Annotated in this window: 24 protein-coding genes and 1 tRNA gene; 14 read left to right on the top strand and 11 right to left on the bottom strand. The window is 64.0% G+C overall.

Going from position 1 to position 23,666, the window contains the following annotated elements; genetic code table 11:
* The first annotated feature begins 35 nt into the window (after window positions 1-35).
* The 5 genes from I4X03_RS12015 (at window position 36) to trmB (ending at window position 4,455) form a co-directional block, all read left to right on the top strand.
* A tRNA-Gly gene (locus I4X03_RS12015) sits at window positions 36-109 on the top strand.
* 202 nt (window positions 110-311) lie between these two features.
* Complete coding sequence (locus I4X03_RS12010) at window positions 312-731, top strand: DUF4019 domain-containing protein (RefSeq protein ID WP_223468456.1); 420 nt, start codon at window positions 312-314, stop codon at window positions 729-731.
* Between the two features lie 13 nt (window positions 732-744).
* On the top strand, window positions 745-1,599 hold the full coding sequence (locus I4X03_RS12005) for a hypothetical protein (protein ID WP_223468455.1): 855 nt from the start codon (window positions 745-747) through the stop codon (window positions 1,597-1,599).
* A 12-nt stretch (window positions 1,600-1,611) separates the two neighbouring features.
* A complete protein-coding gene (locus I4X03_RS12000) occupies window positions 1,612-3,702 on the top strand; it encodes a CHAT domain-containing protein (protein ID WP_223468454.1) in 2,091 nt (696 codons plus the stop codon).
* Window positions 3,703-3,774: 72 nt separating this feature from the next.
* Entirely contained in the window at window positions 3,775-4,455 is a 681-nt protein-coding gene (gene trmB / locus I4X03_RS11995; protein WP_223468453.1) for a tRNA (guanosine(46)-N7)-methyltransferase TrmB, read from the top strand.
* Between the two features lie 131 nt (window positions 4,456-4,586).
* Here the strand turns inward: trmB and recQ are convergent, their stop codons facing one another.
* Both recQ and I4X03_RS11985 read right to left on the bottom strand, forming a co-directional pair.
* Window positions 4,587-6,407: a DNA helicase RecQ gene (gene recQ / locus I4X03_RS11990; protein WP_223468452.1), complete on the bottom strand. Its 1,821-nt coding sequence runs from the start codon at window positions 6,405-6,407 to the stop codon at window positions 4,587-4,589.
* 2 nt (window positions 6,408-6,409) lie between these two features.
* Window positions 6,410-7,243: an undecaprenyl-diphosphate phosphatase gene (locus tag I4X03_RS11985; RefSeq protein ID WP_223468451.1), complete on the bottom strand. Its 834-nt coding sequence runs from the start codon at window positions 7,241-7,243 to the stop codon at window positions 6,410-6,412.
* 275 nt (window positions 7,244-7,518) lie between these two features.
* Between I4X03_RS11985 and I4X03_RS11980 the strand changes: the two genes are divergently transcribed.
* Entirely contained in the window at window positions 7,519-8,397 is an 879-nt protein-coding gene (locus I4X03_RS11980) for an alpha/beta hydrolase (protein WP_223468450.1), read from the top strand.
* 30 nt (window positions 8,398-8,427) lie between these two features.
* Window positions 8,428-8,634, top strand: a complete 207-nt coding sequence (locus I4X03_RS11975) for a hypothetical protein (RefSeq protein ID WP_223468449.1) — start codon at window positions 8,428-8,430, stop codon at window positions 8,632-8,634.
* On the opposite strand, the gene I4X03_RS11970 is transcribed toward I4X03_RS11975, so the two are convergent.
* Window positions 8,627-8,905: a YkgJ family cysteine cluster protein gene (locus I4X03_RS11970; protein ID WP_223468448.1), complete on the bottom strand. Its 279-nt coding sequence runs from the start codon at window positions 8,903-8,905 to the stop codon at window positions 8,627-8,629. The two genes, I4X03_RS11975 and I4X03_RS11970, sit on opposite strands and share 8 nt — an antisense overlap.
* Before the next feature lie 41 nt (window positions 8,906-8,946).
* Window positions 8,947-9,102, bottom strand: a complete 156-nt coding sequence (locus tag I4X03_RS11965) for a heavy metal-binding domain-containing protein (protein ID WP_307735363.1) — start codon at window positions 9,100-9,102, stop codon at window positions 8,947-8,949.
* Between the two features lie 235 nt (window positions 9,103-9,337).
* Here I4X03_RS11965 and I4X03_RS11960 point away from each other — a divergent pair, with 235 nt between their 5' ends.
* From I4X03_RS11960 to I4X03_RS11935, 6 genes are all read left to right on the top strand, one after another.
* Window positions 9,338-11,500: a protein-disulfide reductase DsbD family protein gene (locus tag I4X03_RS11960; protein ID WP_223468447.1), complete on the top strand. Its 2,163-nt coding sequence runs from the start codon at window positions 9,338-9,340 to the stop codon at window positions 11,498-11,500.
* 45 nt (window positions 11,501-11,545) lie between these two features.
* Complete coding sequence (locus I4X03_RS11955; protein WP_223468446.1) at window positions 11,546-12,169, top strand: redoxin family protein; 624 nt, start codon at window positions 11,546-11,548, stop codon at window positions 12,167-12,169.
* A gap of 123 nt (window positions 12,170-12,292) precedes the next feature.
* The gene (locus tag I4X03_RS11950) at window positions 12,293-12,937 is read left to right on the top strand and encodes a TetR/AcrR family transcriptional regulator (protein WP_223468445.1); all 645 of its coding nucleotides are present in this window, start codon (window positions 12,293-12,295) and stop codon (window positions 12,935-12,937) included.
* A 162-nt stretch (window positions 12,938-13,099) separates the two neighbouring features.
* Window positions 13,100-13,753 (top strand): protein-L-isoaspartate O-methyltransferase family protein, encoded by a 654-nt coding sequence (locus tag I4X03_RS11945; protein ID WP_223468444.1) that lies wholly within the window; start codon window positions 13,100-13,102, stop codon window positions 13,751-13,753.
* 12 nt (window positions 13,754-13,765) lie between these two features.
* Window positions 13,766-14,089 (top strand): rhodanese-like domain-containing protein, encoded by a 324-nt coding sequence (locus I4X03_RS11940; protein WP_223468443.1) that lies wholly within the window; start codon window positions 13,766-13,768, stop codon window positions 14,087-14,089.
* Between the two features lie 81 nt (window positions 14,090-14,170).
* Window positions 14,171-15,529 carry a TolC family outer membrane protein gene (locus I4X03_RS11935; protein WP_223468442.1) on the top strand — a complete coding sequence of 453 codons (1,359 nt, stop codon included), beginning with the start codon at window positions 14,171-14,173 and terminating at the stop codon, window positions 15,527-15,529.
* 253 nt (window positions 15,530-15,782) lie between these two features.
* Here the strand turns inward: I4X03_RS11935 and gloA are convergent, their stop codons facing one another.
* The 7 genes from gloA to I4X03_RS11900 form a co-directional block, all read right to left on the bottom strand.
* A complete protein-coding gene (gene gloA / locus I4X03_RS11930; protein WP_223468441.1) occupies window positions 15,783-16,211 on the bottom strand; it encodes a lactoylglutathione lyase in 429 nt (142 codons plus the stop codon).
* Window positions 16,212-16,280: 69 nt separating this feature from the next.
* Entirely contained in the window at window positions 16,281-16,988 is a 708-nt protein-coding gene (locus I4X03_RS11925; protein ID WP_223468440.1) for a LytR/AlgR family response regulator transcription factor, read from the bottom strand.
* Window positions 16,985-18,073, bottom strand: coding sequence for a sensor histidine kinase (locus tag I4X03_RS11920; protein WP_223468439.1), 1,089 nt, complete (start codon window positions 18,071-18,073; stop codon window positions 16,985-16,987). The genes I4X03_RS11925 and I4X03_RS11920 overlap by 4 nt, the downstream gene beginning before the upstream one ends.
* 85 nt (window positions 18,074-18,158) lie before the next feature.
* Window positions 18,159-20,177: a M13 family metallopeptidase gene (locus tag I4X03_RS11915; protein ID WP_223468438.1), complete on the bottom strand. Its 2,019-nt coding sequence runs from the start codon at window positions 20,175-20,177 to the stop codon at window positions 18,159-18,161.
* A 152-nt stretch (window positions 20,178-20,329) separates the two neighbouring features.
* A complete protein-coding gene (locus I4X03_RS11910) occupies window positions 20,330-20,758 on the bottom strand; it encodes an OsmC family protein (RefSeq protein WP_223468437.1) in 429 nt (142 codons plus the stop codon).
* A 91-nt stretch (window positions 20,759-20,849) separates the two neighbouring features.
* Window positions 20,850-22,184, bottom strand: coding sequence for a PQQ-dependent sugar dehydrogenase (locus tag I4X03_RS11905; RefSeq protein WP_370660513.1), 1,335 nt, complete (start codon window positions 22,182-22,184; stop codon window positions 20,850-20,852).
* The gene (locus tag I4X03_RS11900; protein ID WP_223468436.1) at window positions 22,184-22,489 is read right to left on the bottom strand and encodes a hypothetical protein; all 306 of its coding nucleotides are present in this window, start codon (window positions 22,487-22,489) and stop codon (window positions 22,184-22,186) included. The genes I4X03_RS11905 and I4X03_RS11900 overlap by 1 nt, the downstream gene beginning before the upstream one ends.
* Window positions 22,490-22,749: 260 nt before the next feature.
* Between I4X03_RS11900 and I4X03_RS11895 the strand changes: the two genes are divergently transcribed.
* Window positions 22,750-23,652 (top strand): NAD kinase, encoded by a 903-nt coding sequence (locus I4X03_RS11895; protein ID WP_223468435.1) that lies wholly within the window; start codon window positions 22,750-22,752, stop codon window positions 23,650-23,652.
* Window positions 23,653-23,666: the final 14 nt, after the last annotated feature.

Below are 23,666 nucleotides of genomic sequence, written 5' to 3'. Positions count from 1 at the left end.
ATCAGGTGGCCGAACCCAAGTAGAATGCGGTGTCCGCGGGTGTAGCTCAATGGTAGAGCAGAAGCTTCCCAAGCTTACGACGAGGGTTCGATTCCCTTCACCCGCTCCAGCCGGTTCCGGCATTCAAGACGTTTCAGTGTCATTCCCGCAGCGCAGATCCTCATGTGAAAAGACCCGGTTCCGAAGCTTGCGCCTTCAGGCCGGCCGCTGGCCGGCCCTGGGAAGACATGGGGCCCCTGGAGCTGAACGGCGCCTTGGAATTGCCCGGACTATAATTAAAACGTCCTGCTTTTCAATGGGAGGCAACCGATATGCGCACTATCCATGCAGCCATCCTCGTTGCCAGCATGTCGATCGTTCCCGTTGCCAGCGCAGAGCGCGCCAGTGCCGTGCACAAAGGCCAGGAGGCCGCAGTCGCCTGGCTTGACCTGCTCGACTCCGCTCAGTACGGCGCCAGCTGGGACCAGGCTGCTGTGCAGCTACAGCGCGCCGTTCCCCGGCAGACCTGGGAGGCGCGCACCCGTGCGCTGCGCGCGCCGCTTGGCGCCGTGCTTGCGCGGAGATTAAAGCTGGCCAGCTACACGGAAACCCTTCCGGAGCTGGTCGCCGGGCAAACAGTTGTACTTGAGTATGAGACGCGGTTTGAAAACAAGGTAAGCGCGGTCGAAACGGTCACGCCGATCAAGGATGCGCAGGGCAGTTGGAAAGTGGGTGCATACAGCATCCGTTGACAAAAGGCACTCAATGAAACGACATCTGGTGTTCGTCCACGGTCGCGCGCAGCACGGCAAAGATGCCGCCGCGCTGAAACAAGAGTGGATCATCGCGCTGAAAGCAGGGCTGGCGAAAAGTGGCCTGACCTTGCCTGTCGCCGACGACGAGATCAGGTTTCCATACTACGGCGACACGCTTGACCAGATCGTCAAAGGATCGAGCCTTGACGACGCGGTTGACATCGTCGTGCGTGGCGTCGCGCCGTCCTCGCCTGAAGAAGAATTCTTCACCGAGTACCTTGCCGAACTAAAAGCCGCCATTGGCATGCCGGATGACCCTGGCAGGCAGAGGGGACCGCTGAACTGGGGCTGGGTCCAGGCCTTCCTAAGCGTCCTCGACAAGACCGTTCCGTTTGCCAGCGCCGCCGGCGTGGCGTTATTTACCAACGACGTCTTCCAGTACCTGTACCGCAAGGACCTGCGCAACGTAATGGACGACGGCGTGCGCGCGGCCTTTGTGCCGGGCAGCGAGGCGGTGGTCGTCAGCCATTCGCTGGGCACCGTCATCGCCTACAACGTGCTGCAGAGCGCCCAGCTGAGGGTGCCGCTTTTTGTCACGCTCGGGTCGCCATTGGCGATTCGCGCGGTCAAGCGCAAATTGCAGCCGGTGTCGCATCCGGCGGCGGCAGCGCGCTGGTTTAATGCCATGGATGAGCGCGACGTTGTTGCGCTGTATCCGCTTACATCAGAGCACTTCGCCGTGTTCCCGCCCATCGAGAACATGACCTCCGTGGAAAATTTCACCGAAAACCGTCATGGTATCGCTGGCTACCTGAGCGATAAGGAAGTCGCCAGGCGGATTCATGATGCGCTGATTGCGCCCTAAACAGGGAAACCAATGGAAGTCATCGTCCTCAACGCCGACCTGCGCTTTACCGGGCAAGCCCTGCTGGTCGGACATTACCGCTCAACCACGCTGACCGGCGCGGAAGCGGCCGTCGATGCGCTGCTCGACGAACGGATGAGCCGAAGCCTGAATGCCGGGTTGTATCCCAGCGCAACGGGGTCGCATCAGGTTTTCCAGAACACGTGCGCAGGCGCGTGCCTGTCGGCAGTGGTCGTCGCAGGCCTCGGCGACGAAGGCGACATGCGCACCGCTGATCTTGTCTACACCATTCGCCAGGCCATCCTGGCGTACGCACAGCGCCTGTCCGAACGGTCCGCAGGCAAGCCGCCCGCCGATTTTTCGCTTTCGGCCACGCTGGTCGGCAGCGGGGGCAGCGGCATCAGTGCCGGCAGCGCGGCGCTGGCCATCGTGCAGGCCGCGCACGAGGCGAACACCAAGCTGGAGCACGTCGACGGCTGGCCCAGGCTGCGCCAGCTGACGCTGGTCGAACTGTATCTCGAGCGCGCAACCGACGCGTGGCATGCGCTGCAGATGCAGCAGCAGGCCGACCGCACGTTGCTGCAGCTGGTTGGCAAAATCCAGTTCGGACCGGGGGCGTTGCGGCGCACGCCCGATTCCGGCTACCGCGGCACCAGCTATGATTTCATCAGCGCGCTGCGGCAGGCCGGCCCCGACGCGGATCACCCGGGTATCGCCTATACGCTCGACACCCGGCGCGCGCGTGCGGAGGTACACGCGCACCGCGCACAGGCCACCCTGGTCAGGGAACTGGTGTCGAAGGCGTCGAACGACCCGGCAATCGATCCCGACATCGGGCGCACGCTGTTCGATCTGCTGATCCCGATCGACATGGAACCCTTCCTGAGCGGCTCCATTGAACTGGTCATGGAACTCGATGCCACTACCGCCGGCATTCCGTGGGAACTGCTTGATACGAGCCTGGAAAGCGATGCCGCCGACAAGCGCCCCTGGGCCGTCCGCAGCAAACTGGTCCGCAAGATGCAGCTGGAGGAATTTCGCGCCAGCCTGCGGCCGGCCAGCGTCGGCGACAAGGTGCTGATCATCGGCGATCCGCAAACATCGTCGCCGCTGTATCCGCCGCTGCCGGGGGCACGGCGCGAGGCGATCGCGGTCGCGCAGACGCTGACCCGGCCCGGCAGCGGCCTCGAACCCGGGCAGGTCACTCTGCGCGCCGAGGAGAATGACGCGCAGGCGATCCTGATCGCGCTGCTCAAGGACCCGTACCGCATCGTGCATGTCGCCGGCCACGGCGAGCCGGGACCGCACGGCGGCGTGGTCCTATCGGGCGACAACACCTTCCTCGGCGCGAACGAGATCAACGCCATGCGCAGCATTCCCGACCTGGTGTTCCTCAACTGCTGCCATACCGCGAGCGCCGATCCCGCCGCCATCTTGCAGCCCTACGACCGCACCCAGTTCGCCGCGAATGTCGCCGAGTCGCTGATCCGGATCGGCGTGCGGTGCGTGGTTGCCGCGGGCTGGGCGGTCACTGACGATGCGGCCGAAGTGTTTGCAACCGCTTTCTACGTCGCGCTGCTGAACGGCTCGCGCTTTATCGAGGCGGTCGGCATCGCCCGCGCCGCTGCCTGGAATGCCCACCCTGAATCGACAACCTGGGCCGCGTATCAGTGCTACGGCGACCCGGACTGGCGCTGGCGCGCGATGCGCCGGAACGACACGGCATCGCGCCTGGCGGTGCCGTTGAACGAAGAGTTCAGCGACCTCGCCTCGCCAGTATCGCTCGCCATCGCGCTCGAAACCCTGGCAGTGCAGAGCAAAATCGGTAGCGTCCAGCGCGAGGTGCTGCTGGCCAGGCTGCAGTATCTCGACCGCGAATTCGGGCCACTGTGGGGAGGCATCGGTTCGATTGCCGACGGCTTCGGCTACGCCTACGCGGGTGCAGGATACGACGACAAGGCAATCGAGTGGTACCAGAAGGCGGTGTGCGCGGAGGATGGCACCGCCACGCTGCGGGCGGCGAAGCAGCTGGGCGAACTGCTCACGGCGCGGGCCGGGTCGTCGGCCGCGGCCGACCTGCCCGACTGTTTGGGTAAGCTATAATGCCGCTTCCGCAGTCCGTCAATTTTGCATCCCATGTCCTCTGATACCCCACCAACCGGCCCAAACCGGCCGATGCTCTACGACCCAACCGAACACCGCATCCGCAGCTTCGTCACACGTGCTGGCCGCCTGTCGGTGGCACAGGCGCGCGCGCTGGAAGAACTGGGCCCGAAGTTCCTGATCGAGTACGCCAAGGCGCCGCTCGATTACGAGCAGGCGTTTGGCCGCAAGGCGCCAGTGGTGCTGGAGATTGGCTTCGGCATGGGCGACACCACGTCGCATATCGCGCGTGCGATGCCGGAGAAGGATTTTATCGGTGTTGAAGTGCACACGCCTGGCGTGGGCAGCCTGCTCAAGCAGATCGGCGAGCAGGGCATCACCAACCTGCGCCTGATCCAGCACGATGCGGTGGAGGTGCTGAACCAGATGATCCCTGACGGTTCGCTGGCAGGCGTGCACGTGTTCTTCCCGGATCCGTGGCACAAGGCGCGGCATAACAAGCGCCGTTTGATCCAGGGGCCGTTTGTGACGCTGCTGGCGCAGAAGCTGGCGCCGGGCGGTTATCTGCACTGCGCGACCGACTGGGAAGACTATGCGGTTCAGATGCTGGAGGTGCTGGGCGCCGAGCAGCTGCTGCAGAATACCGCCGAAGGGTATGCGCCGCAGCCGGCGTATCGTCCGCTAACCAAGTTTGAGAACCGTGGCCTGAAGCTGGGGCACGGGGTGTGGGATTTGGTGTTCGTTAAAAAGTAGATCGCGGCCGCGTGTCGCGCGGAGGCGCGCTTCGCGCTTGTCCGCCCTACGCAGTCGCCAGTGGTTTTTTTTTGCGAAATCGACCGCGGGTTTCGTAGGGCGGAAGAGCGCGAAGCGCGTCATCCGCCGAATTACATCATCTCGCCAATCAAGGCGACAATCTCTTCACCATACGACGCGAGCTTCTTCTCGCCCACGCCGCTGACGCCGCGCAGGTCGTCCAGCGAGCGCGGTTTGGCCTTGGCGATCTCGCGCAAGGTCGCATCCACAAAGATCACGTACGCCGGCACGTTGTGCTCGCGCGCCGTACCCATGCGCCACGAGCGCAGGCGGTCGAAAATCTCTTGTTCCGATTTCGACAGCTCGCTTTCGACGTAGCCTTTCGAGGCCGATGGCGCGCGCTTTTGCTTGGCAGGCTTGACGTATTGGCGCAGCTGCACCTTCTGCCCGCCCTTGAGCACCGGACGCGCGGCGTCGGTGAGCTTGAGCGAGCTGTATGAGTCATGGTCGACCGTGATCAGCCCGAGCGCGATCGCCTGGCGCAGGATCGCTCGCCACTCCGCTTCGGTGCGTTCGCTGCCGATGCCGTACACCGACAGCGAGTCGTGGTGCCACTGCTTGATGCGGTCCGACTCCACCCCGCGCAGCACGTCGATGACGTGGCCGCCTGCGAACCGCTGGTCGACCCGGTAGATCGTCGACAGCAGCTTTTGCACCGGCACCGTGCCGTCGAACGACACCGGCGGTATCAGGCAGGTGTCGCAATTGCCGCACGGGCCGGAAGGTTCGCCGAAGTAGTCGAGCAGGCGCACGCGCCGGCAGGTTAGCGTTTCGCACAGTCCGAGCATGGCGTCGAGCTTCATCGACAGCACCCGCTTGAACGTTTCGTCGGCTTCGGATTCGTCGATCATCCGGCGCTGCAGCACCACGTCCTGCAAGCCGTACGCCATCCAGGCGCTGGCCGGCATGCCGTCGCGGCCTCCGCGCCCGGTCTCCTGGTAGTAGCCTTCGATGCTTTTCGGGAGGTCAAGGTGGCAGACGAAGCGCACGTCCGGCTTGTCGATGCCCATGCCGAAAGCGATGGTCGCGACCATCACCATGTTCTCTTCGCGCAGGAACTTGGCCTGGTTGGCGGCGCGCTTCGTGTGGTCCATGCCGGCGTGGTACGGCATCGCGCGTACCCCGTTCTCGTTCAGGAATTCGGCGGTCTCTTCGACCTTCTTGCGCGACAGGCAGTAGACAATGCCGCAGTCGCCGCCATGTTCGGCGGTGATGAAGTCGAGCAGCTGCTTGCGGCCGTTGTCCTTCTCGACGATCTGGTAGCGGATGTTCGGACGGTCGAACGACGAGACGAACTGGCGCGCGTCGTCGAGCTGCAGCCGCATCGCGATTTCGGCTCGGGTTTGCGGGTCGGCGGTGGCGGTCAGCGCGATGCGCGGCACGTCCGGGAAGCGTTCGTGCAGGATCGACAGGCGGATGTACTCGGGGCGGAAGTCATGGCCCCATTGCGATACGCAGTGCGCTTCATCGATCGCGAACAGCGCGATCTTCGACGCGTCGAACAGGTCGAGGCAGCGCTGCGTCATGAGGCGCTCTGGCGCAACGTAGACCAGGTCAATCTCGCCGGTGCGCACCAGCCGTTCGATGCGCATCGATTCTTCAAACGTCTGGGTCGAGTTCAGGAAGGCGGCGCGCACGCCGACTTCGGCCAGCGCGTCGACCTGGTCCTGCATCAGCGCGATCAGCGGGGACACCACGACGCCGACGCCGTCGCGCAGCAGTGCGGGAATCTGGTAGCACAGCGACTTGCCGCCGCCGGTAGGCATCAGCACCAGCGCGTCGCCGCCGCTGCTGACGTGTTCGACGATCTCGGCCTGCTGGCCGCGGAAGGCAGGGTAGCCGAAAACGGTTTGCAGCTGTTCGAGGGCGCGTGCGCTGATGGCAGGATTCATGTCTAGTGCACCCAAACGATCCACCCGTAATGCGAGCTGGCGAGCACGATCAGCCCGAACACGATGCGGTACCAGGCGAACACCGTGAAGTCATGGGTGCTGATGTAGCGCAGCAGCCAGCGAACGCACATGAATGCGGAAATGAAGGCCGAGATCGAGCCGAGCGTGAACATCGGCAGGTCGTCCAGCGTGAGGATGCCGCGCTCCTTGATCAGCGAGTACACGGTCGCCAGCATCAGGGTGGGAATCGCGAGGAAGAACGAGAACTCGGTAGCGACGCGGCGCGGCAGGCCGAACGCCATCGCGCCGATGATGGTCGCGCCAGAGCGGCTGGTGCCCGGAATCAGCGCGGCCGCCTGCGCAATGCCGACCTTGAGGGCGTCGGCCATGCTCATGTCGTCCACGCTCTCGAAGCGCACCGCCGGCGGATTGTGCTTGTGGTGGCGCTCTACCCACAAGATGATGAGGCCGCCGATGATGAAGGCCAGTGCGACCGGCACCGGCGAAAACAGGGCGGCCTTGATTGCGCTGCCGAAGATCAGGCCGAGCAGCGCCAGGGGCAGGAAAGCCACAAAGACATTCAGCACGAATCGCTGTGCCTGCCGATCATGGGTGATGCCGCTGAAAATCGACACGATACGGGCCCTGTACTCCCAGCACACGGCGAGGATGGCGCCGGCCTGGATCACGATTTCAAACACTTTCGCCTTGGCATCAGTAAAGTTGAGCAAGCTGCCCGCCAGAATCAGGTGGCCGGTGGAAGAAATTGGCAGAAATTCTGTCAACCCCTCCACCACGCCCATGAGAATGGCTTTTACCGCGATGATGATATCCATGTATTCGGCGAAAACGTACGTCTGTGTTGAGAGAGTCAAGACCGGAAGGCGTCACGGTGCGGGGTCGAAGCTTACCACGACTGGCCTCCGGGCTATGGGTCAACGGCAACAACGGTACGCATGTCCCGCCGCATTCTCAACCTTGTGATTGTATGGTCAAGCGCCGGCCCGGGATTGACGATGAATCAACGCCGGAGAAGCCTTGTGACGTGCTGTGCTCGCCGTTTTATTGCAATCTATATAATCAATTACACGATTTTTAGGCGGCGAGGCTGATGATGGCGAGAAGATTTCCTGTATATGCGGTTGGCGGCCTGGTGTTGCTGCTAGGCGGACTGGCGGCGTGCTCGCCGCTCAAGGCGCTGAACGCGCTGTCACCGGCGGGCGCGTCCACCGCCACCGCCGGCGTCGCCTATGGCAGCGGCCCTCGCAACAAGCTCGATATCTATGTGCCGAATGGCGGGGCAACTGGCGCGCCGGTGGTGGTGTTCTTCTATGGCGGCAACTGGAACAAGGGCGAGCGCGCCGACTACGCTTTCGTTGGGCGGGCCCTGGCGTCGCGCGGCATCGTCGCCGTGATCCCCGATTACCGGCTGTACCCCGAGGTGCGCTACCCCGACTTCCTCGACGACTCGGCCCTGGCGGTGGCGTGGGCAGCGCGCGAGATCGCCCGTTATGGCGGCGACCCGGCGCGCCTGTTCGTGATGGGACACAGCGCCGGCGCGTACAACGCCGCGATGGTGGCGCTGGACGAGAGCTACCTGGCAAAGTCGGGCATGAAGACCGCCGCGCTGCGCGGCTGGATCGGGCTGGCCGGGCCGTATGATTTCCTCCCGATCGTCAACAAGGATACGCGGCCGGTCTTCCATCATCCCAACACGCCGCCGGGTTCCCAGCCCGTCAACCATGTCGGCACGACCTCGCCGCCGGCGCTGCTGATAGCCGCGTCCAGCGACAGCCTGGTTAATCCTGCCGACAACACCGGGCGCCTCGCAGCAAAACTGCGCAGCACTGGCGTGGCCGTCACCGAGTTGTATTACGGTGGAGTCACCCACACGACGCTGGTGGCCTCGATGGCGGCGCCGTTACGCGGGCTGGCGCCGACGCTCGACGCCGTGGACAGCTTCGTCAACGAGACGCCGCGCACGCCTTGATGAGTCCGGCATTGCCCCCATGTGTTGGCAATGCTGAAACAAAAACTGAACTGGAGACGGCCGCTGTTCTACCTGCTGCTGCCGATTTTCTTCGTGATGGTGTTTCTCGGATTCCCGCTCCCGGTCGCGCCGCCGCCGGCATTGCGGCCGACCCAGGAGCAAACTGAAGTGGTCAAGAAGAAGAAACGCAAAGGGCTGAGCGGCCCTGTCCCGCTGGATGAGGCGCCGCCTAAGTAGGCGCGGTCGCCCGTTCAAGGTCAGTCAGCCATGCGATCGCGTGTTCGCGCGACGTACCGCACATGTCTGCCGACGCTTGAAGGCCGGCGCAAAACGCCGGCCGGTCCGGGTGGCCGAAGATTGCGCAACCGTTCGTGTCCGTCAGCTGGATGCAGCGCACGCCAGCGGGCTTCCCGTCGGGCATGCCGGGAATCGGGGAGGTAATCGAAGGAGCGGTGCAGCACGCTCCGCATCCGGCACGGCAGCTGACCTGGTTTGCACTGGCTGACATCGGCAATATTGAAGACAGGATGCGACAGTATACAGGAGCAGTCAAACCGGGCGGCCGATGACATCCGCGCCGTTGAGCATGGGCTCAAGCACCCGCCCGCATTGCGGACACACGCCCGGCCCGGCGTGGCGTATTTCCGGATGGATCGGGCAGGTGTAGACGGTGCCGTCGGGGAGCGGCTGGGGATAGTGGTGCATGTCGGGCATCCGGTTATATGCATGCTCTGGCCGCAAGTAGTCAGCAATCCATCGTAGCCAGCACCTTGGCGCGCCGGTTGCGCTGCCTCAATCGAGGCTGCGCGCGACTGTACAAAGTGGATACATTTCTCCCGCCCCAATCCGTTGCTTCCGACCCCGACATTGATTAGCATGGCTGTCACGATGTTCTTTTGGCAGCGCCCTCCGCGCCCCCGCAGCTACCTGGAGTTTCCTGATGCTTCTCGATTCGGTTCGCTGGTTTGCCGCCGCTGCGCTGGTCGCCGGGCACTTCGGTGCCGCGGCGCAGTTGCCATCCGACCGCGCCCGCACCGAGCAGGTCGAGGTCAGGCTGATCAGCGATGCCGCAAGCGTGGCTCCCGGCCAGACGGTGTACCTGGGTCTCGAACAAAAGATCATTCCCAACTGGCACACATACTGGAAAAATCCCGGCGATTCCGGCACCAGCACCAGCATCGAGTGGCAACTTCCGGCGGGCGTCACAGCGGGTGACATCTTGTGGCCGGCGCCTGGCCGCTTCGACATCGGCCCGATCACCAACTACGGCTACGCCGATCACGTGGTCCTGCTGACGAAGCTCACCGTGCCCGCGTCGCAAGCCATCGGCAGCCAGATCCCGATCGAGGCAAAAGCCAGTTGGCTGGTCTGCGAGGAAAGCTGTATTCCGCAAGACGCGACCTTGAAGATCACGCTGGCAGTGGCGGCCGCGGCCTCCGGCAACGGCGAACAGGCGCAGATCATCGGTGCCGCGTTGAAAAAAATTCCGCAGGCAGTCAGCTGGCAAGCCGCATATCAGCGCGAGAATGGCAAACTGCAGGCGAAACTGGCCATGCCGTCCGATATCGCCGGTCAATCCGCAGCCGACTTCGTCGGCCAGCATACCTTGCGCTTTTACCCGGCCGACTGGGGAACGGTAGCCCACAATGCGCCGCAGGCGTTCCAGCTGGACGGGCGGCAGCTGACGATCGCACTGGCCCCCGGCGAGACGCCTCCCGCGCCAGGTGCCCCTGTGCGCGGCGTGCTGGTCGCCGAAGAAAAGACCGCGCCTGGCGGGCATGGCGTCATTGTCCATGCGGTTGAACTGGGCGCCAGCGCGGCTGCGCCAAAGCCGAAGAATGCCGCCGTACTGGCGCCGGTTGCAAGCGAACCGAACATCACCGTATGGCGGGCGCTGCTGCTGGCCTTCATCGGCGGCATCGTGCTCAACCTGATGCCCTGCGTCTTTCCGGTGTTGTCGATCAAGGCCCTCGGATTGCTCAAGCATTCCGATCTGAGCAGCGCGCAGAAGCGCGCGCAAGGCCTCGCCTACACCGCAGGCGTATTGGCCAGCTTCAGCCTGCTGGCGCTGGCGCTCATCGTCATCAAGAACCTCGGCGCGCAAGTGGGCTGGGGCTTCCAGTTCCAGTCGCCGTACTTCGTGCTCGGCGTGGCTTACCTGATCTTTGTCGTCGGACTCAGCCTGTCCGGGGTGTTTGCGCTGGGCGGCCCGGCCAACCTGGGTTCAAGCCTTGCCGGCCGCAGCGGCTACAGCGGCAGCTTCTTCACGGGCGTGCTGGCCACCATCGTCGCCACCCCTTGCACGGCGCCTTTCATGGGCGCCGCGCTGGGCTTCGCGCTGACCCAGCCTTCGCTGGTGCTGTGGCTGGTCTTCCTCGCGCTCGGCCTCGGCCTGGCGCTGCCGTACCTGCTGGTCAGCGCGTGGCCCGCTCTGCATCGGATACTGCCCAAGCCCGGCCTGTGGATGGAACGGCTCAAGCAGGCGCTGGCCTTCCCGATGTACGGCGCGGCCGTGTGGCTGGTCTGGGTGCTTGCGCAGCAGGCGGGCGTCAACGCCGTGCCGCTGGCGCTGGGCGGCATGATCATGCTGGCGCTGATCGCCTGGATCTTCGACAGCACCCGCACCACCAGTGGCGGCGCCCGCGTGGCCGCGAACGGCGTGCTGCTGGCAGCGACGCTGGCCACAGTCGGCCTGAGCTTCCAGGCGGTGCGCGTGCTGGCCGCGACACCTGCCCAACTGGCGCAAGCGGGCGCGGGGGAGAACTGGGAAGCCTATTCGCCGCCACGCCTGGCCGAGCTGCGTGAGCAGGGCAAGCCGGTTTTCATCAACCTGACCGCCGCCTGGTGCATCACCTGCCTGGTCAACGAGAAAGTCGCGTTGAGCCAGCCAGAGTTCAAGGCATTGCTGCAGGAGGAAGGCATTACGTACATGAAAGGCGACTGGACCAACCAGGATGCCCAGATCAGCGCCTTGCTCAAGCAATACGGCCGCAGCGGCGTTCCGCTGTATCTGTTTTATCCATCAGGCACGGGATCCGAGGCGGCGGTGCTGCCGCAGATCCTGACGCCTGACATCGTCAGCTCGGCGTTGCTGTCGAAATAGCGCCGGATCATCGTTACGTGAACTGAAACCTCAAGGAGATACAACATGTCGACAACAATCAAGCAGGTGGTCAGGGCAGCAGTCACCGTGGGTTTTCTGGCCGCAGCATCGTCCGCGATGGCCGCTGCCGACCTGAACCAGCCAGCGCCGTCCTTCGATGCGGTCGGGGCGGACGGCAAGCCGGTCAAGCTGTCCGACTTCAAGGGCAAGACGGTGGTGCTGGAGTGGACCAACCATGAATGCCCATTCGTCGCCAAACACTATGACAGCGGCAACATGCCGACGCTGCAGAAAGACGCCGCCGGCAAAGGCGTGGTGTGGATGCAGGTCTTGTCGTCGGCCCCGGGTAAGCAAGGCCATGTGGACGGCGCGACCGCGCAGAAGCTCAACGCCAGCCGTAAAGCGGCGCCAGCATTCACGCTGCTTGATCCGGACGGCAAGATCGGCAAGCTGTACGGCGCGCAGACCACCCCGCACATGTTCATCGTCAACGCCGCTGGCCAGCTGGTCTACAAGGGCGGCATCGACAGCATTCCAACCGCCAAGAAGGAAGACCTGGCGAAAGCGGAAAACTATGTGTCCGCAGCGCTGAGCGCCATCAGCACCGGCAAGCCGGTCGAGAAGGCCAACACCAAGCCGTACGGCTGCTCGGTGAAGTACGCAGGCTAGTTGGCGGTGCACGTTATCCGGGCAGAGACGACGGCCCCAGCTTGACGGACCGTTATCAGCAGTCTATATTAATGACTCGCAAGTAAGTTACCCGGATGGCAGCACATGGATTGCTCTTTCAATATGAAACCGCGCTGGGAGCGCCGCAAGGACGCGCGCCCCCAGGAGCTTCTTGCGGCCGCACTGGACCTGTTCGTCGAGCGCGGCTTCGCCACGACGCGGCTGGAGGATGTCGCCAAGCGCGCCGGCGTGTCGAAGGGCACGCTGTACCTGTACTTCACCAACAAGGAAGAGTTGTTCAAGGCGGTGGTACGCAACAGCGTCGTGCCTGCCATTGACGCGACCGAAGCGGACATAGCCGGGTTCGAAGGCCACAGCGCCGACCTGCTGCGCCGGGTCATGCACGGCTGGTGGGACCGCATGGGCGAGTCGAACGCCTCGGGCATCATCAAGCTGGTGATGGCCGAAGCGAAGAATTTCCCCGACCTGGCCTGCTTCTACCAGGAAGAAGTCATCGTGCGCGGCACCCGCGCCATCGCGGTGATGCTCGAACGCGCAGTCGCCAAGGGCGAGTTCCGCAATGTCGACATCAACGTCATGACCCAGGTGTTGATCGCGCCGGTATTGATGCTGATGACCTGGAAGCATTCGATCGGTCCTTGCGCCCATGAGCAGCTCGACCCGGCAGCTTTCATCGATTCCTTCCTCGACATGGCCCTCAACGGCCTGCTGCCGCCCCAGCCGGTCCCCCCCGCAGTCCAGCCGTGAGTTGCCAAAAGCGCCAAGTCGGCGTTTTCGCAGCTTCATTCCCTTTAAACTGCAGACTGTCGCAATTTCTCCCGATCTACGAACCCATGTCGCTAAGATGTGGGTTCTGAGGCCGTTCAACGATAAAATATCGGATTATTATTTTTCCACCGAGTCATAGAGATGAATATCGAACAAGCCCGCTTTAACATGATTGAACAGCAGATCCGTCCATGGAACGTGCTGGACCAGGACGTGCTCGACCTGCTGGTAGTCGTCAAGCGCGAGGAATTTGTTCCTGCGGCTTGCAAGGCACTGGCGTTTGTCGATACCGAAATTCCGCTGCCAGGCGGCGAGGCGATGTTTACGCCGAAGATGGAAGCGCGCATTTTGCAGGAAGTTATGCTCAAGAAGCACGAAACTGTCCTGGAAATCGGCGCTGGCTCCGGCTACATGGCGGCACTGCTGGCGCACAAGGGACGTCATGTGACGACCGTCGAGATCTCGCCTGAACTGAAGGCCATGGCCGAAGCGAACCTGGCGCGCGCCGGCGTCGCCAACGTCAAGGTGGAGCAGGGCAATGGCGCGGCAGGCTGGGACAACGGTGCGCCATTCGATGTGATCGTGATTTCGGGCGCGCTGGAAGTGCTGCCGGAAGCGTTCCTCAAGCAAGTCAAAGTCGGCGGACGCATCGCCGCGGTCATCGGCGTGGCGCCGGTGATGTCGGTCAATGTCATCACCCGCGTTTCGGAAACGGCCTACGACACGGTCAAGGTCTTCGAGACCAACGTCAAGCAGCTGAGCGGCGCGAAAGCCGTATCGCACTTCTCGTTCTAAGGCGGCGCGGCGATGAAACACCTTACCGCACCCGAGCTTGCAGAGTGGCTGGCTGACCCGTCGCGCCCGCGTCCGGTGCTGCTGGACGTGCGCGAAGGGTGGGAATTCGAGACCTGCAAGATCGAAGGGTCGACGCTGATCCCGATGAATACCGTGCCGGCGCGCCTTCAGGAACTCGATGACGATGCCGCGATCGTCTGCATCTGCCATCACGGCGCGCGCAGCGCGGCGGTGGCGAGCTTTTTAGAACGCAACGGTTTCACGGATGTAAGCAATTTGACGGGCGGCGTTCACGCCTGGGCTGTGCAGGTCGACAGCGCGATGCCGAAGTACTGACCATCACATCAGTACGGCGGAATCGGAGATAGTCAGCTGCAAATTTATTTAAACCTTTTGATGACTCCAACGGAGAATGCAATGCAGAAATCCCTTATCGCCGTGCTGATAGCCAGCGCTGTTGTTTCGCTCAACGCACAGGCGGCCGACCTCCTCGACGTGTACAAGCAGGCACTGGCAAATGATGCGGTGTTCGCGAGCGCGCGCGCCTCGGCGGCGGCAGGCAGGGAGCGGGTTCCGCAAGGGCGTTCGCTGTTGCTTCCGACCATAGGCGCAAACGGCGCGGTCGTCAAAAACGATACCGACAACTCGCCATGGAATGAAGGCGCGCTCGGGACGCTGCCGAACGGCACCGTCGGCACCATTCCGGGCAGCGGCAGCAACCTGCGTACCACCGACTACACGCTGTCGCTGGTCCAGCCGCTGTTCCGCTGGGCCAACTGGCAGACCTACCAGCAAAGCAAGCTGCTGCAGGCCATCAGCGAAGCCCAGTTCGCCCAGGCGCAGCAAGACCTGATCACCCGCGTGGCGCAGGCGTATTTCGACGTGCTGGCGGCGGAAGACACGCTGGCATCGACCCAGTCGCAGAAGACCGCGACCACCGAGCAGCTGGCCTCGGCCAAGCGCAATTTCGAAGTCGGCACCCAGACCATCACCGACACCCACGAAGCACAGGCAGCGTATGACCTGGTCGTGGCGCAGGAATTCGCCGCCATCAACGACCTGGCCGTCAAGCGCACCGCGTTGCAGGCGATCATCGGCACCGACCCGCAGGGGCTGGCGCCGCTGAAGCCGGGCGTGGCACTGGCATCGCCCCAGCCTGCCGTGCTTGAGCCATGGGTATCATCGGCCGAGACCTCGAACTACGGCGTGGTTGCCGCCCAGCTGTCGCTGGAGTCCGCCAAGCGCGACATCTCGAAAAACCGCGCCGGCCACTACCCGACGCTGGACCTGGTCGCCAACTCGACCCACCGCAAAATCAGCGGCCAGAGCCTCGGTTCGGGCACCACCCAGAACAACGCCATTGGCGTGCAATGGAACGTGCCGCTCTTCAACGGTTTTGCCGTGACCAGCCGCGTACGTGAATCGATCGCTTTGGAAGACAAGGCCCGCAGCGACCTCGAAACCACGCGCCGCAACGCAGCGCAGTTCGCGCGCCAGGCTTACCTCGGCGTCAACAGCGGGCTGGCGCAGGTGAGGGCGCTGGAAGCGGCGGAAGTGTCGAGCACTTCGGCGCTCGATTCGAACAAGCTGGGCTACCAGGTTGGCGTGCGCATCAACATCGACGTGCTGAACGCGCAGCGCCAGCTGTTCTCGACCCGCCGCGACCTGTCGCGCGCGCGTTACGACACCATCGTCAACGGCCTGCGCCTGAAGGCGGCCGCTGGCGCGCTGCGCGAAGACGACCTGATCCCGGTGAACAACCTGCTGCAGAAATAAGCGGCAAGGCAAGCAAAAAACGGCGCTTCGGCGCCTTTTTTTTCGCTATGTCACCGTGAATGTGGAAAACGGAGTGGCCCCCATCCCGTCGTGCCCGCGCAGGCGGGCACCCATGCCAGGGATGCGGTAACCGCGAGACCCCGATCCGCTACCCGGCGCCAGTATGGATTCCCGCCTGCGCGGGAAGGACGGAGTCCATTCCACACATAACGGTGACATCGCTTTTTATTACCGTTTGCAGGCGGGAAAGATATCAGGCGATTTCGCTCAGTGCGGTGAGGCCGGCGCCGGCGCCGTTGTCCTTGCGTTCGATCAGCTCGATCTTGTAGCCGTCCGGATCGGTGATGAACGCGATGATGGTGCTGCCGCCCTTGACCGGTCCCGGCTCGCGCGTGACGTTGCCGCCGTTGGCGCGCGCCGAGTCGCAGGCTGCGACGATGTCGTCCGCCGAGATCGCAATGTGGCCGTAGGCGGTGCCGAGCTCGTACGAATCGACGCCCCAGTTGTAGGTCAGCTCGAGCTCCGCGTGGTCGGGGTTCTTGCCGTAGCCGACGAACGCCAACGTGTACTTGTATTCCGGGTTCTCACTGGTGCGCAGCAACGTCATGCCGAGGACCTTGGTGTAGAAATCGATTGAACGCTGCAGGTCGCCGACCCGCAGCATGGTGTGCAGGATACGCATCCCGGCTCCTTGACTGTGTAATGTGAGCCACGATTTTAAGCGCAAGCGGCGATTCGTGCGCGCGCCGCCTTAAAAGCTGAGCAGTTCCTTCAGCTCGATCGCGTTGCGGCGCGATACCTCGACCATGCGGCCGTCGCTCATCGTGATCATGTAGCCAAGGCTGATCGACTCTTCAATGCTGCGGATCGCCTGCAGGTTCACCACGCACTGGCGGTTGGCGCGGAAGAAGTGCCCGGCCGGCAGCCGTTCTTCGACGCTGTTGAGCGACTTCTTCACGTAGGCCTTGTCGGCGCCGAAGAAGACCTGGACGTAATTCTTGCAGCTCTCGATGTACTTGATCGCGTCGAGCCCGACCAGGTGGCATTTTTCGCCGTCCTTGATGAAGATCTTGCTGCCGATGTCCAGCCGCCGCGGCGCCCTGGCCGGATCGGATTCTCCGAGCAGCTTGTGCAGCGCCTGTGCCAGCCGCTCGGCGCTGATCGGCTTGAGCAGGTAATCGACGGTATTGAAGTCGAACGAGCGGATCGCGTATTCGCTGAACGCCGTCGTGAACACGATGCGCGGCAGGTAGTCGAGCTGCGCGAGCAGGTCGAAGCCGCTGGCGCCAGGCATGTGAATGTCCAGGAACAGTACATCCGGCCGCAGCGCCATGATCATCGGCAGCGCGCTGTCGGGATGGTCAGCCTGGCCCACTACCGTGAGCGCCGCGTGCTCGCCGAGCATGCGCACCAGCCCTTCGCGCGCCAGGCGCGAGTCTTCCACCACGATGGCTCTCATGCGCTCTCCTTCGGCAGCGCGATCCGCACATGGAATCCGCCCGGGTGCGCGCTAGCCGCCAGCGTCGCGCCGGTCCCATACAGCAGCCCCAGGCGCTGCTCGATGTTGCGCAGCCCGATGCCCATGCCGGGCTGCCTGGCGCCGTCGGCCGGGGCGTCGTTGCGCACATCGAGCAGCAGCCGCTCGTCTTGTTCGGATATGTCGACACTCAAGCTGCCGCCATCGCGCAGCTGGTCCAGCCCGTGCTTGACGGCGTTCTCGGCCAGCATCTGCAGCGTCATCGGCGGGATCAACTGCGATTGCAGCGAAGCCGGCACGTGCAGGTGAAAAGCGTGGCGGCCGTCGTACTGCGTGCCGACGATCGCCAGATACTTCCTGACGATGGCTATCTCGTCGCTGACGCGCACCTTGTCGCGCGTCGCGCTTTCCAGCGAATAGCGCAGGATCTCGGAGAGCGAGGTAATCATGGCGTCGGCGCTACGCGCATCCTCATGGATCATGAAGCGGATGTTGTTCAGGGAGTTAAACAGGAAATGGGGATTGAGCTGGTTGGACAGGTTGCTCAGCTGCGCGTCCTTCAGGTTGTTCGCCAGGCGCAGGTTGAACAGCTCCGCTGCTGCCGCCTTGCGTGCGGTCGCCACGCTGATGTAGATGAAGCTCCACACGCATACGAACAGCTGGCTTTGCGGCGCGTGGTCAAGCAGGCGGTCAAGCAGCACGCGGCCGGCCGTCATGGCGATGCCCGCCTCGGCGTAGCGCGCGGCGAACTGCTCCCAGAACAGCGGCAGCAGGAGGGCCACCAGCACGAACGCGATCAGCACCCCTGCCACCGCGCTGTACGCGACGGTCGCGGCGATTACCGTCACCATCGCAGGGCGATGTACCTCCATGCTGCGGTAGCACTTGCGGAACGCGAGTACTGCGATCGTATAGATCGGCATCCAGACGATGCTGCTGACAATCTGATAGGCGCTCATCGATCCCCACGCCGCCGCCATCGCGACCGTGACAGCCAGTCCCACGGCGAGGGCGCTGCAGTGATACATCCAGAACGTGCGCGCGCGCGGGAAGAAGTGGTCGGCCATGTGGCAGGTGCGATCTCGATGAGGATGGTCAGGCATTCTAGCAATGGGCAGGGGCGGCGCATAGCGCTCATTCCCCCTGATCCTGCTACCAGGCGCGGATGCGCTCCGCGGCCGGCTTGTACATGGCGTCGCCGGGACGGGTCGCAAAGGCGTCGTGGAAGGCATCGGTGTTGGCGGCGGGGCCGTTGGCACGATTGGCGTGCGGCGCGTGCGGGTCCGAGGTGAGCGTTTGCAGCATCATCTCGTCGCGCATCTTCACGCGCCGGAAGTGCGCCACCGCGAAGAAGAAGCGCTGCGGCCCGGTGCGCCCGTCGATGACCGGCGCTTCCTTTCCGCCGAGTGAGCGGATGTAGGCCTTGTACGCCACCTGTACGCCTGCCAGGTCGGCCAGGTTTTCGGTCAGCGTCAGCTTGCCGTTCACGCGCTTGCCGGGCAGCGCTTCCACCGTGTCGAACTGCGCAACCAGGCGTGCCCCGAGCGCGTCGAAGGCCAGGCGGTCCTGGTCGGCCCACCAGTTGCGCAGCTTGCCTTCGCCGTCGAACTGGCTGCCCATCTGGTCGAAGCCATGGGTGATCTCGTGCGCGATGTTGACGCCGATCGCACCGTAGTTCATTGCCGCATCGGCAGCAGGGTCGAAGAACGGCGGCTGCAGCACCGCTGCCGGGAAGACGATCTCGTTGAGCATCGGGTCGTACATCGCGTCCACCGTCTGGGGAGTGAAATGCCACTCGTCGCGGTTGACCGCGCGGTCGGCCTTGGCCGCCTGCTGCTGCCAGTTGAAGCGCGCGGCGCGCACCTTGTTGCCAAGCGCGTCGTCGGCCCGTACTTCAAGCTTGCGGTAGTCGCGCCACACCGACGGGTAGCCGATCTTGGTGCGGTAGCGGGCCAGCTTCTCGAGCGCCTGACCCCTGGTCGCTGCAGTCATGCGCGCGGTTTGCTGGATCGATTCGCGGTACGCGGCCATGACGTTGTCGACCATCGCTTGCACCTGGCGCTTGTGGGCAGGCTGGAAATGGCGGCGCACATAGAGCTGGCCCACCGCTTCGCCAAGCGCGCCATTGAGCACGGCAATGCCTTGCTGCCAGCGTGGCTCAGGCGCCTTCGCGCCGCCAAGGGCCACGCCCCGGAAGGCGAAGCGCGCGTCGCGGAACGCCTGCGGCAGCACATTGGCATGCGCGTCGAGGGTACGCATGCGGATGTACAGCTTCCAGTCGGCCAGCGGCCTTTCGGCCAGCAGGCCGGCGGCCGCTTGCAGCGATGCCGGGTGGGCGACCATCAGGGTTGTCGCGCCGCCCAGGGAGGCGGCGGCCAGGTAGGCGTCCCACGCAAATCCCGGCGCGTGCTTGTTCAGCGCGGCGGCGTCCATCGGGTTGTACATCCGTGCCGGGTCCATCAGCTCCTCGCGCTTCGCGTGCGTTTGCGCGAGGGCTGTTTCGAGGGCGATCACGCGCTGCGCGGCGTCGCTGGCGTTCGGCAGTCCGGAGAGACGCGCCAGCGTTTCAAGGTAAGCACGGTAGGCGCCGAGGGCGGCGTCGAAGCGCGCATCGCCGGCAGCCAGGTAGTACTCGCGGTCCGGCAGGCCCAGGCCACCTTGCCACATCATCGCGCGGCTCAGGGCCGGGTTCTTCAGGTCGGGGAAAACGCGCAGCCACAAGGGGGTGTCGATCACGCCTTGCGAGCGGCCCAGGAATGTCGCCAGCGCGGCCGGTGAATCGATCGCGTCGACCTCGCGTAGCGCTGCCTTGAGCGGGGCAAGGCCGGCGCGCTCGATTGCGGCGGTATCCGTGTAGGCGGCGTAGAACGCGCCGACCTTCTGCTCGATGCTCCCGGCCGGCTGGCGCGAGGCCGCCAGGCCGTTCACGATGGCGCGGATGCGCGCGTCGGTGATGTCGTTGACCTCGACCCCCAGCACGTACGATTTGTCGGCCGGGATGGCGGTCTGCGCCAGCCATTGGCCGTTCGCCGCAAGGAACAGGTCGTCCTGCGGCCGAACGGCTGCCCCGGCGCCCGGCGGGACAGGGACGGACGCGGCGGGCGTGGCAAGTGCGGGCTGGGCGAGTGCAGCCAGCAGTGACAGCGCGGTGGTGATGGAGAGTGGGTTCATGGCAGGCTCGAAGTTGTTCTTGAGCGGCCATTGTCAGGCGCGAAATGTGCCTGAATAAAAAAAGGTGCCGAGCGGCGAAATAGGGGGATGAGCGGCATGCAACGCCGCTCCCACCGGCCCGGTGCTACCGGGACCGGTGGAGTGGCCAGTGCTTATGCTTCCAGACGTGCATCCAGCGTGATTTTTGCATTCAGCAGTTTGGATACCGGGCAGTTGGCTTTCGCGTCCTGCGCAGCCGCGTCGAAGGCTTCCTGGCTGGCGCCCGGGATCTGGGCGACCAGTTCCAGGTGGACCGCCGTGATTTCGAAGCCGCCCTCGACTTTTTCGAGCGTCACGGTGGCAGTGGTTGCCAGGTGCTTGGCGGTCATGCCGGCCTCGCCGAGCTTGCCCGACAGCGCCATCGTGAAGCAGCCCGCGTGCGCAGCGCCGATCAGTTCTTCGGGATTGGTTCCCGGGCCGTTTTCGAAACGGGTGTTAAAGCCGTACTGCGTGTTGTCGAGCACGCCGCTTTGGGTCGAGATGAACCCTTTACCGTCTTTGATGCCGCCACTCCAGGCGGCCGATGCTGAGCGTTTATTCATGAATCCTCCATTGCTTAATCGTGTCTGAAAGCCCATGGTGCCATGCGATACATACGGGCTCTGTACGCACACGCACAAAGCCCGGCCAGCTTTATTTCTTTGCGGCAGTAGTAGCGGCCGGTGTGATACGCCAGACGATGTTGCCGACGTCGTCCGCCAGCAGGATCGCACCGGCCTTGTCGACCGCGACCCCGACCGGACGCCCGTAAGCGCGTCCATCCTTGCTCAGGAAGCCGCTGACCACGTCTTGCGGTGGGCCGCTGGGCATGCCGCCGGCGAATGGTACGTAGATCAGCTTGTATCCGGAGTGCGGCTTGCGGTTCCATGAACCATGCTGGCCGACCAGCGCGCCGTTCTTAAACTGCGGCATCAGGTTGCCGTCGTAGAAGGCCAGCCCAAGCGATGCCGTGTGCGCGCCCAGCGCATAGTCCGGCTTGATGGCCTTGGCCACCAGGTCGGGGCGCGGCGGCTGCGGGCGGGTGTCGACGGTCTGGCCATAATAGCTGTACGGCCAGCCGTAGAAGCCACCGTCCTTCACCGAGGTCATGTAGTCAGGCACGAGCTCGTCGCCCAGCTCATCGCGTTCATTGACACTGGTCCACAGCACTTTGCTTTCCGGATGGAAGGCCATGCCGACCGGGTTGCGCAGTCCGCTGGCGAAGATGCGGCCCTTGCCGGTGGCGCGGTCGAATTCCCAGATCGCGGCGCGGCCTTCTTCCTTGTCCATGCCGTTTTCGCCGACGTTGCTGTTCGAGCCGACCGACACGTACAGCTTGCTGCCGTCCGGACTGGCGACCAGGCCTTTGGTCCAGTGGTGGTTCATTCCGGCAGGAAGGTCGGCTACCTTGGTGGCCGGCGCGGTGATGCGGGTGTCGCCTTCCTTGTAAGGGAACTTGACCAGTGCGTCGGCATTGGCCACGAACAGTTCATTGCCCACCAGCGCCATGCCGAACGGCGAACTCAGGCCATCGAGGAACACGGTGCGGCTGGTGGCCTCGCCCTTCGGACCAACGCCGCGCAGCAAGGTGATGCGGTTGGCCGATGGCACGCCGGCGCCGGCTTTCTTCATTTGCTGCGCCATCACGACGCCCTTGACCTTGGCGATGACCCCGTCCGGTTTGTCTTCTTCCTTCTTCGGCGGCTTATTGGTTTCCGCAACCAGCACGTCGCCGTTCGGCAGCACGTACAGCCAGCGCGGGTGGTCCAGTTTGCCAGCATAGGCGTTGATGGCCAGGCCTTTGGCGGCAACAGGGTAGGTGCCTTTCGGCCATGGCTGTGCCTTCGCCACATTGACGGTCGGGATCAGTGTCCGCTCCGGCGCGGGCAGCGTTGGGTTCGGACCGAAGCCCGGTGGCATCGTTTGGGCAACAGCGGCTGAGCACAGCGCGCCCAGGGCCAGACCCGGGATCAGGAAGGCAGGCTTCATCAGTTGCTTCCCTTAGGTGGGTTGGCGGTATCGTGATGGCGCATGCCGTCGGCCGGATGCGCTTGCGGCTTGGCCTGGCCGGAGCCGCCCGCTGGCGGCACGGCCCGGTCGATGCCGGGCGTGCCGCGCAGGTCGGTGTCGACCAGCCCTTGCTCGAGGTCGCTGGCGGCCTGCTCCATGATGCCGCGCGGTTCGGTTTCCTGCGCGTCCGGCGATTCGTCGCGCTCGTGCGGCAGCCGCTTGACGCCGTCGTTGCTGATCGGGGCGTCGGTGTTGACCTTGCGGTCGCGTGTTTCGGTAACCATGCGTTGCTCCCTGAGTTCTTGCGGTTTAATTGTGCAAATGGTATCGCTTCGCAGTGAATTTGGTCGCGCAATTGCGAGGGGGCGCTGGCGATCCGGACGCGGTCCGGCGCATCGGTGCTGGTTGTTGTCTTGCCGGAAGTTGGCGCCGCACTCTATACTGTGCATGCATACAGCCCTGGCAGCGCCGGGGCGAAGTAGCAGCCGCAGGCATTATCGGGTAATCTGCTGCGTGACATCATCCATCAACCGCCGAGATTTCTATGCCCGACACGCCTGACATGAAGAACACCATCGCGCTGGTCGTGCGTCCGAATACCGCGGGTATCGAGCAGCCGGTCCAGCAATTGGTGGATTTCCTGCAGCACAGCGGCTACCGGGTGGTGTTCGAATCGGGCACCGCCGAACACCTGGCGCTACCCGGCATCGAGGCGATGAGCGCGGACGCCATCGGCGCCAGCGCCAAGGCGGTGGTGGTGATGGGTGGCGACGGCACCATGCTCGGCATCGCGCGCCAGCTGGCGCCTTACGATGTGCCTCTGATCGGCATCAACCTGGGGCGCCTCGGCTTCATGACCGATATTCCGGTCGACCGCATGATCCCGTCGATCGACGCCATCCTCAGCGGCAAGGCGCGTACCGAACACCGCACCCTGCTCGAAGGCTGCGTCAAGCGCAATGGCGAAACCATTCACTGCGGCCAGGCCGTCAATGACGTGGTGGTGGCGCGCGGCGCCGGCGCCGGCATGGTCGAGCTGAAAGTGCTGGTCGACGGCGACTTCATGTACAACCAGCGTTCGGATGGTTTGATCATCTCGACGCCGACCGGTTCAACTGCCTACGCATTATCGGCCGGCGGTCCGTTGCTGCACCCTAGCCTGGGCGGCATCGCGCTGGTGCCGATCGCCCCGCACGCGCTGTCGAACAGGCCGATCGTGGTGCCCGATTCGAGCACCATCACGGTGGAAATCGTGGCCGGGCGCGACACCAGCGTCAACTTCGACATGCAGACTTTCGCCAGCCTGATGCACGGCGACCAGATCATCATTTCGCGCTCGCCGCATGACATGACTTTCCTGCATCCGGAAGGCTGGACCTATTACGAGACGCTGCGCGAAAAGCTGCACTGGAACGAGTACCCGGCGGGCGAAAGCCGGCCGAAATAACAGAAAACCTGATC

It is taken from the genome of Massilia soli (assembly GCF_016809835.1).
Classification (GTDB): domain Bacteria; phylum Pseudomonadota; class Gammaproteobacteria; order Burkholderiales; family Burkholderiaceae_D; genus Telluria_A; species Telluria_A soli.
Note: the sequence above shows the minus strand (reverse complement) of the source record. Positions and strands in the feature narration are given on the sequence as shown.

What these genes read in the sequence shown, in the direction of transcription:
- I4X03_RS11955 (WP_223468446.1), top strand. Translation starts at nt 11,546, where the DNA reads ATGTCGACAACAATCAAGCAGGTGGTCAGGGCAGCAGTCACCGTGGGT.
- I4X03_RS12010 (WP_223468456.1), top strand. Translation starts at nt 312, where the DNA reads ATGCGCACTATCCATGCAGCCATCCTCGTTGCCAGCATGTCGATCGTT.
- I4X03_RS11965 (WP_307735363.1), bottom strand. Translation starts at nt 9,102, where the DNA reads ATGCACCACTATCCCCAGCCGCTCCCCGACGGCACCGTCTACACCTGC.
- I4X03_RS11910 (WP_223468437.1), bottom strand. Translation starts at nt 20,758, where the DNA reads ATGAATAAACGCTCAGCATCGGCCGCCTGGAGTGGCGGCATCAAAGAC.
- I4X03_RS11945 (WP_223468444.1), top strand. Translation starts at nt 13,100, where the DNA reads ATGAATATCGAACAAGCCCGCTTTAACATGATTGAACAGCAGATCCGT.
- I4X03_RS11960 (WP_223468447.1), top strand. Translation starts at nt 9,338, where the DNA reads ATGCTTCTCGATTCGGTTCGCTGGTTTGCCGCCGCTGCGCTGGTCGCC.
- I4X03_RS11935 (WP_223468442.1), top strand. Translation starts at nt 14,171, where the DNA reads ATGCAGAAATCCCTTATCGCCGTGCTGATAGCCAGCGCTGTTGTTTCG.
- recQ (WP_223468452.1), bottom strand. Translation starts at nt 6,407, where the DNA reads ATGAATCCTGCCATCAGCGCACGCGCCCTCGAACAGCTGCAAACCGTT.
- I4X03_RS11940 (WP_223468443.1), top strand. Translation starts at nt 13,766, where the DNA reads ATGAAACACCTTACCGCACCCGAGCTTGCAGAGTGGCTGGCTGACCCG.
- I4X03_RS11925 (WP_223468440.1), bottom strand. Translation starts at nt 16,988, where the DNA reads ATGAGAGCCATCGTGGTGGAAGACTCGCGCCTGGCGCGCGAAGGGCTG.
- I4X03_RS11985 (WP_223468451.1), bottom strand. Translation starts at nt 7,243, where the DNA reads ATGGATATCATCATCGCGGTAAAAGCCATTCTCATGGGCGTGGTGGAG.
- I4X03_RS11975 (WP_223468449.1), top strand. Translation starts at nt 8,428, where the DNA reads ATGCTGAAACAAAAACTGAACTGGAGACGGCCGCTGTTCTACCTGCTG.
- I4X03_RS11970 (WP_223468448.1), bottom strand. Translation starts at nt 8,905, where the DNA reads ATGTCAGCCAGTGCAAACCAGGTCAGCTGCCGTGCCGGATGCGGAGCG.
- trmB (WP_223468453.1), top strand. Translation starts at nt 3,775, where the DNA reads ATGCTCTACGACCCAACCGAACACCGCATCCGCAGCTTCGTCACACGT.
- gloA (WP_223468441.1), bottom strand. Translation starts at nt 16,211, where the DNA reads ATGCGTATCCTGCACACCATGCTGCGGGTCGGCGACCTGCAGCGTTCA.
- I4X03_RS11950 (WP_223468445.1), top strand. Translation starts at nt 12,293, where the DNA reads ATGAAACCGCGCTGGGAGCGCCGCAAGGACGCGCGCCCCCAGGAGCTT.
- I4X03_RS11920 (WP_223468439.1), bottom strand. Translation starts at nt 18,073, where the DNA reads ATGGCCGACCACTTCTTCCCGCGCGCGCGCACGTTCTGGATGTATCAC.
- I4X03_RS11980 (WP_223468450.1), top strand. Translation starts at nt 7,519, where the DNA reads ATGATGGCGAGAAGATTTCCTGTATATGCGGTTGGCGGCCTGGTGTTG.
- I4X03_RS11895 (WP_223468435.1), top strand. Translation starts at nt 22,750, where the DNA reads ATGCCCGACACGCCTGACATGAAGAACACCATCGCGCTGGTCGTGCGT.
- I4X03_RS12000 (WP_223468454.1), top strand. Translation starts at nt 1,612, where the DNA reads ATGGAAGTCATCGTCCTCAACGCCGACCTGCGCTTTACCGGGCAAGCC.
- I4X03_RS11900 (WP_223468436.1), bottom strand. Translation starts at nt 22,489, where the DNA reads ATGGTTACCGAAACACGCGACCGCAAGGTCAACACCGACGCCCCGATC.
- I4X03_RS11905 (WP_370660513.1), bottom strand. Translation starts at nt 22,184, where the DNA reads ATGAAGCCTGCCTTCCTGATCCCGGGTCTGGCCCTGGGCGCGCTGTGC.
- I4X03_RS11915 (WP_223468438.1), bottom strand. Translation starts at nt 20,177, where the DNA reads ATGAACCCACTCTCCATCACCACCGCGCTGTCACTGCTGGCTGCACTC.
- I4X03_RS12005 (WP_223468455.1), top strand. Translation starts at nt 745, where the DNA reads ATGAAACGACATCTGGTGTTCGTCCACGGTCGCGCGCAGCACGGCAAA.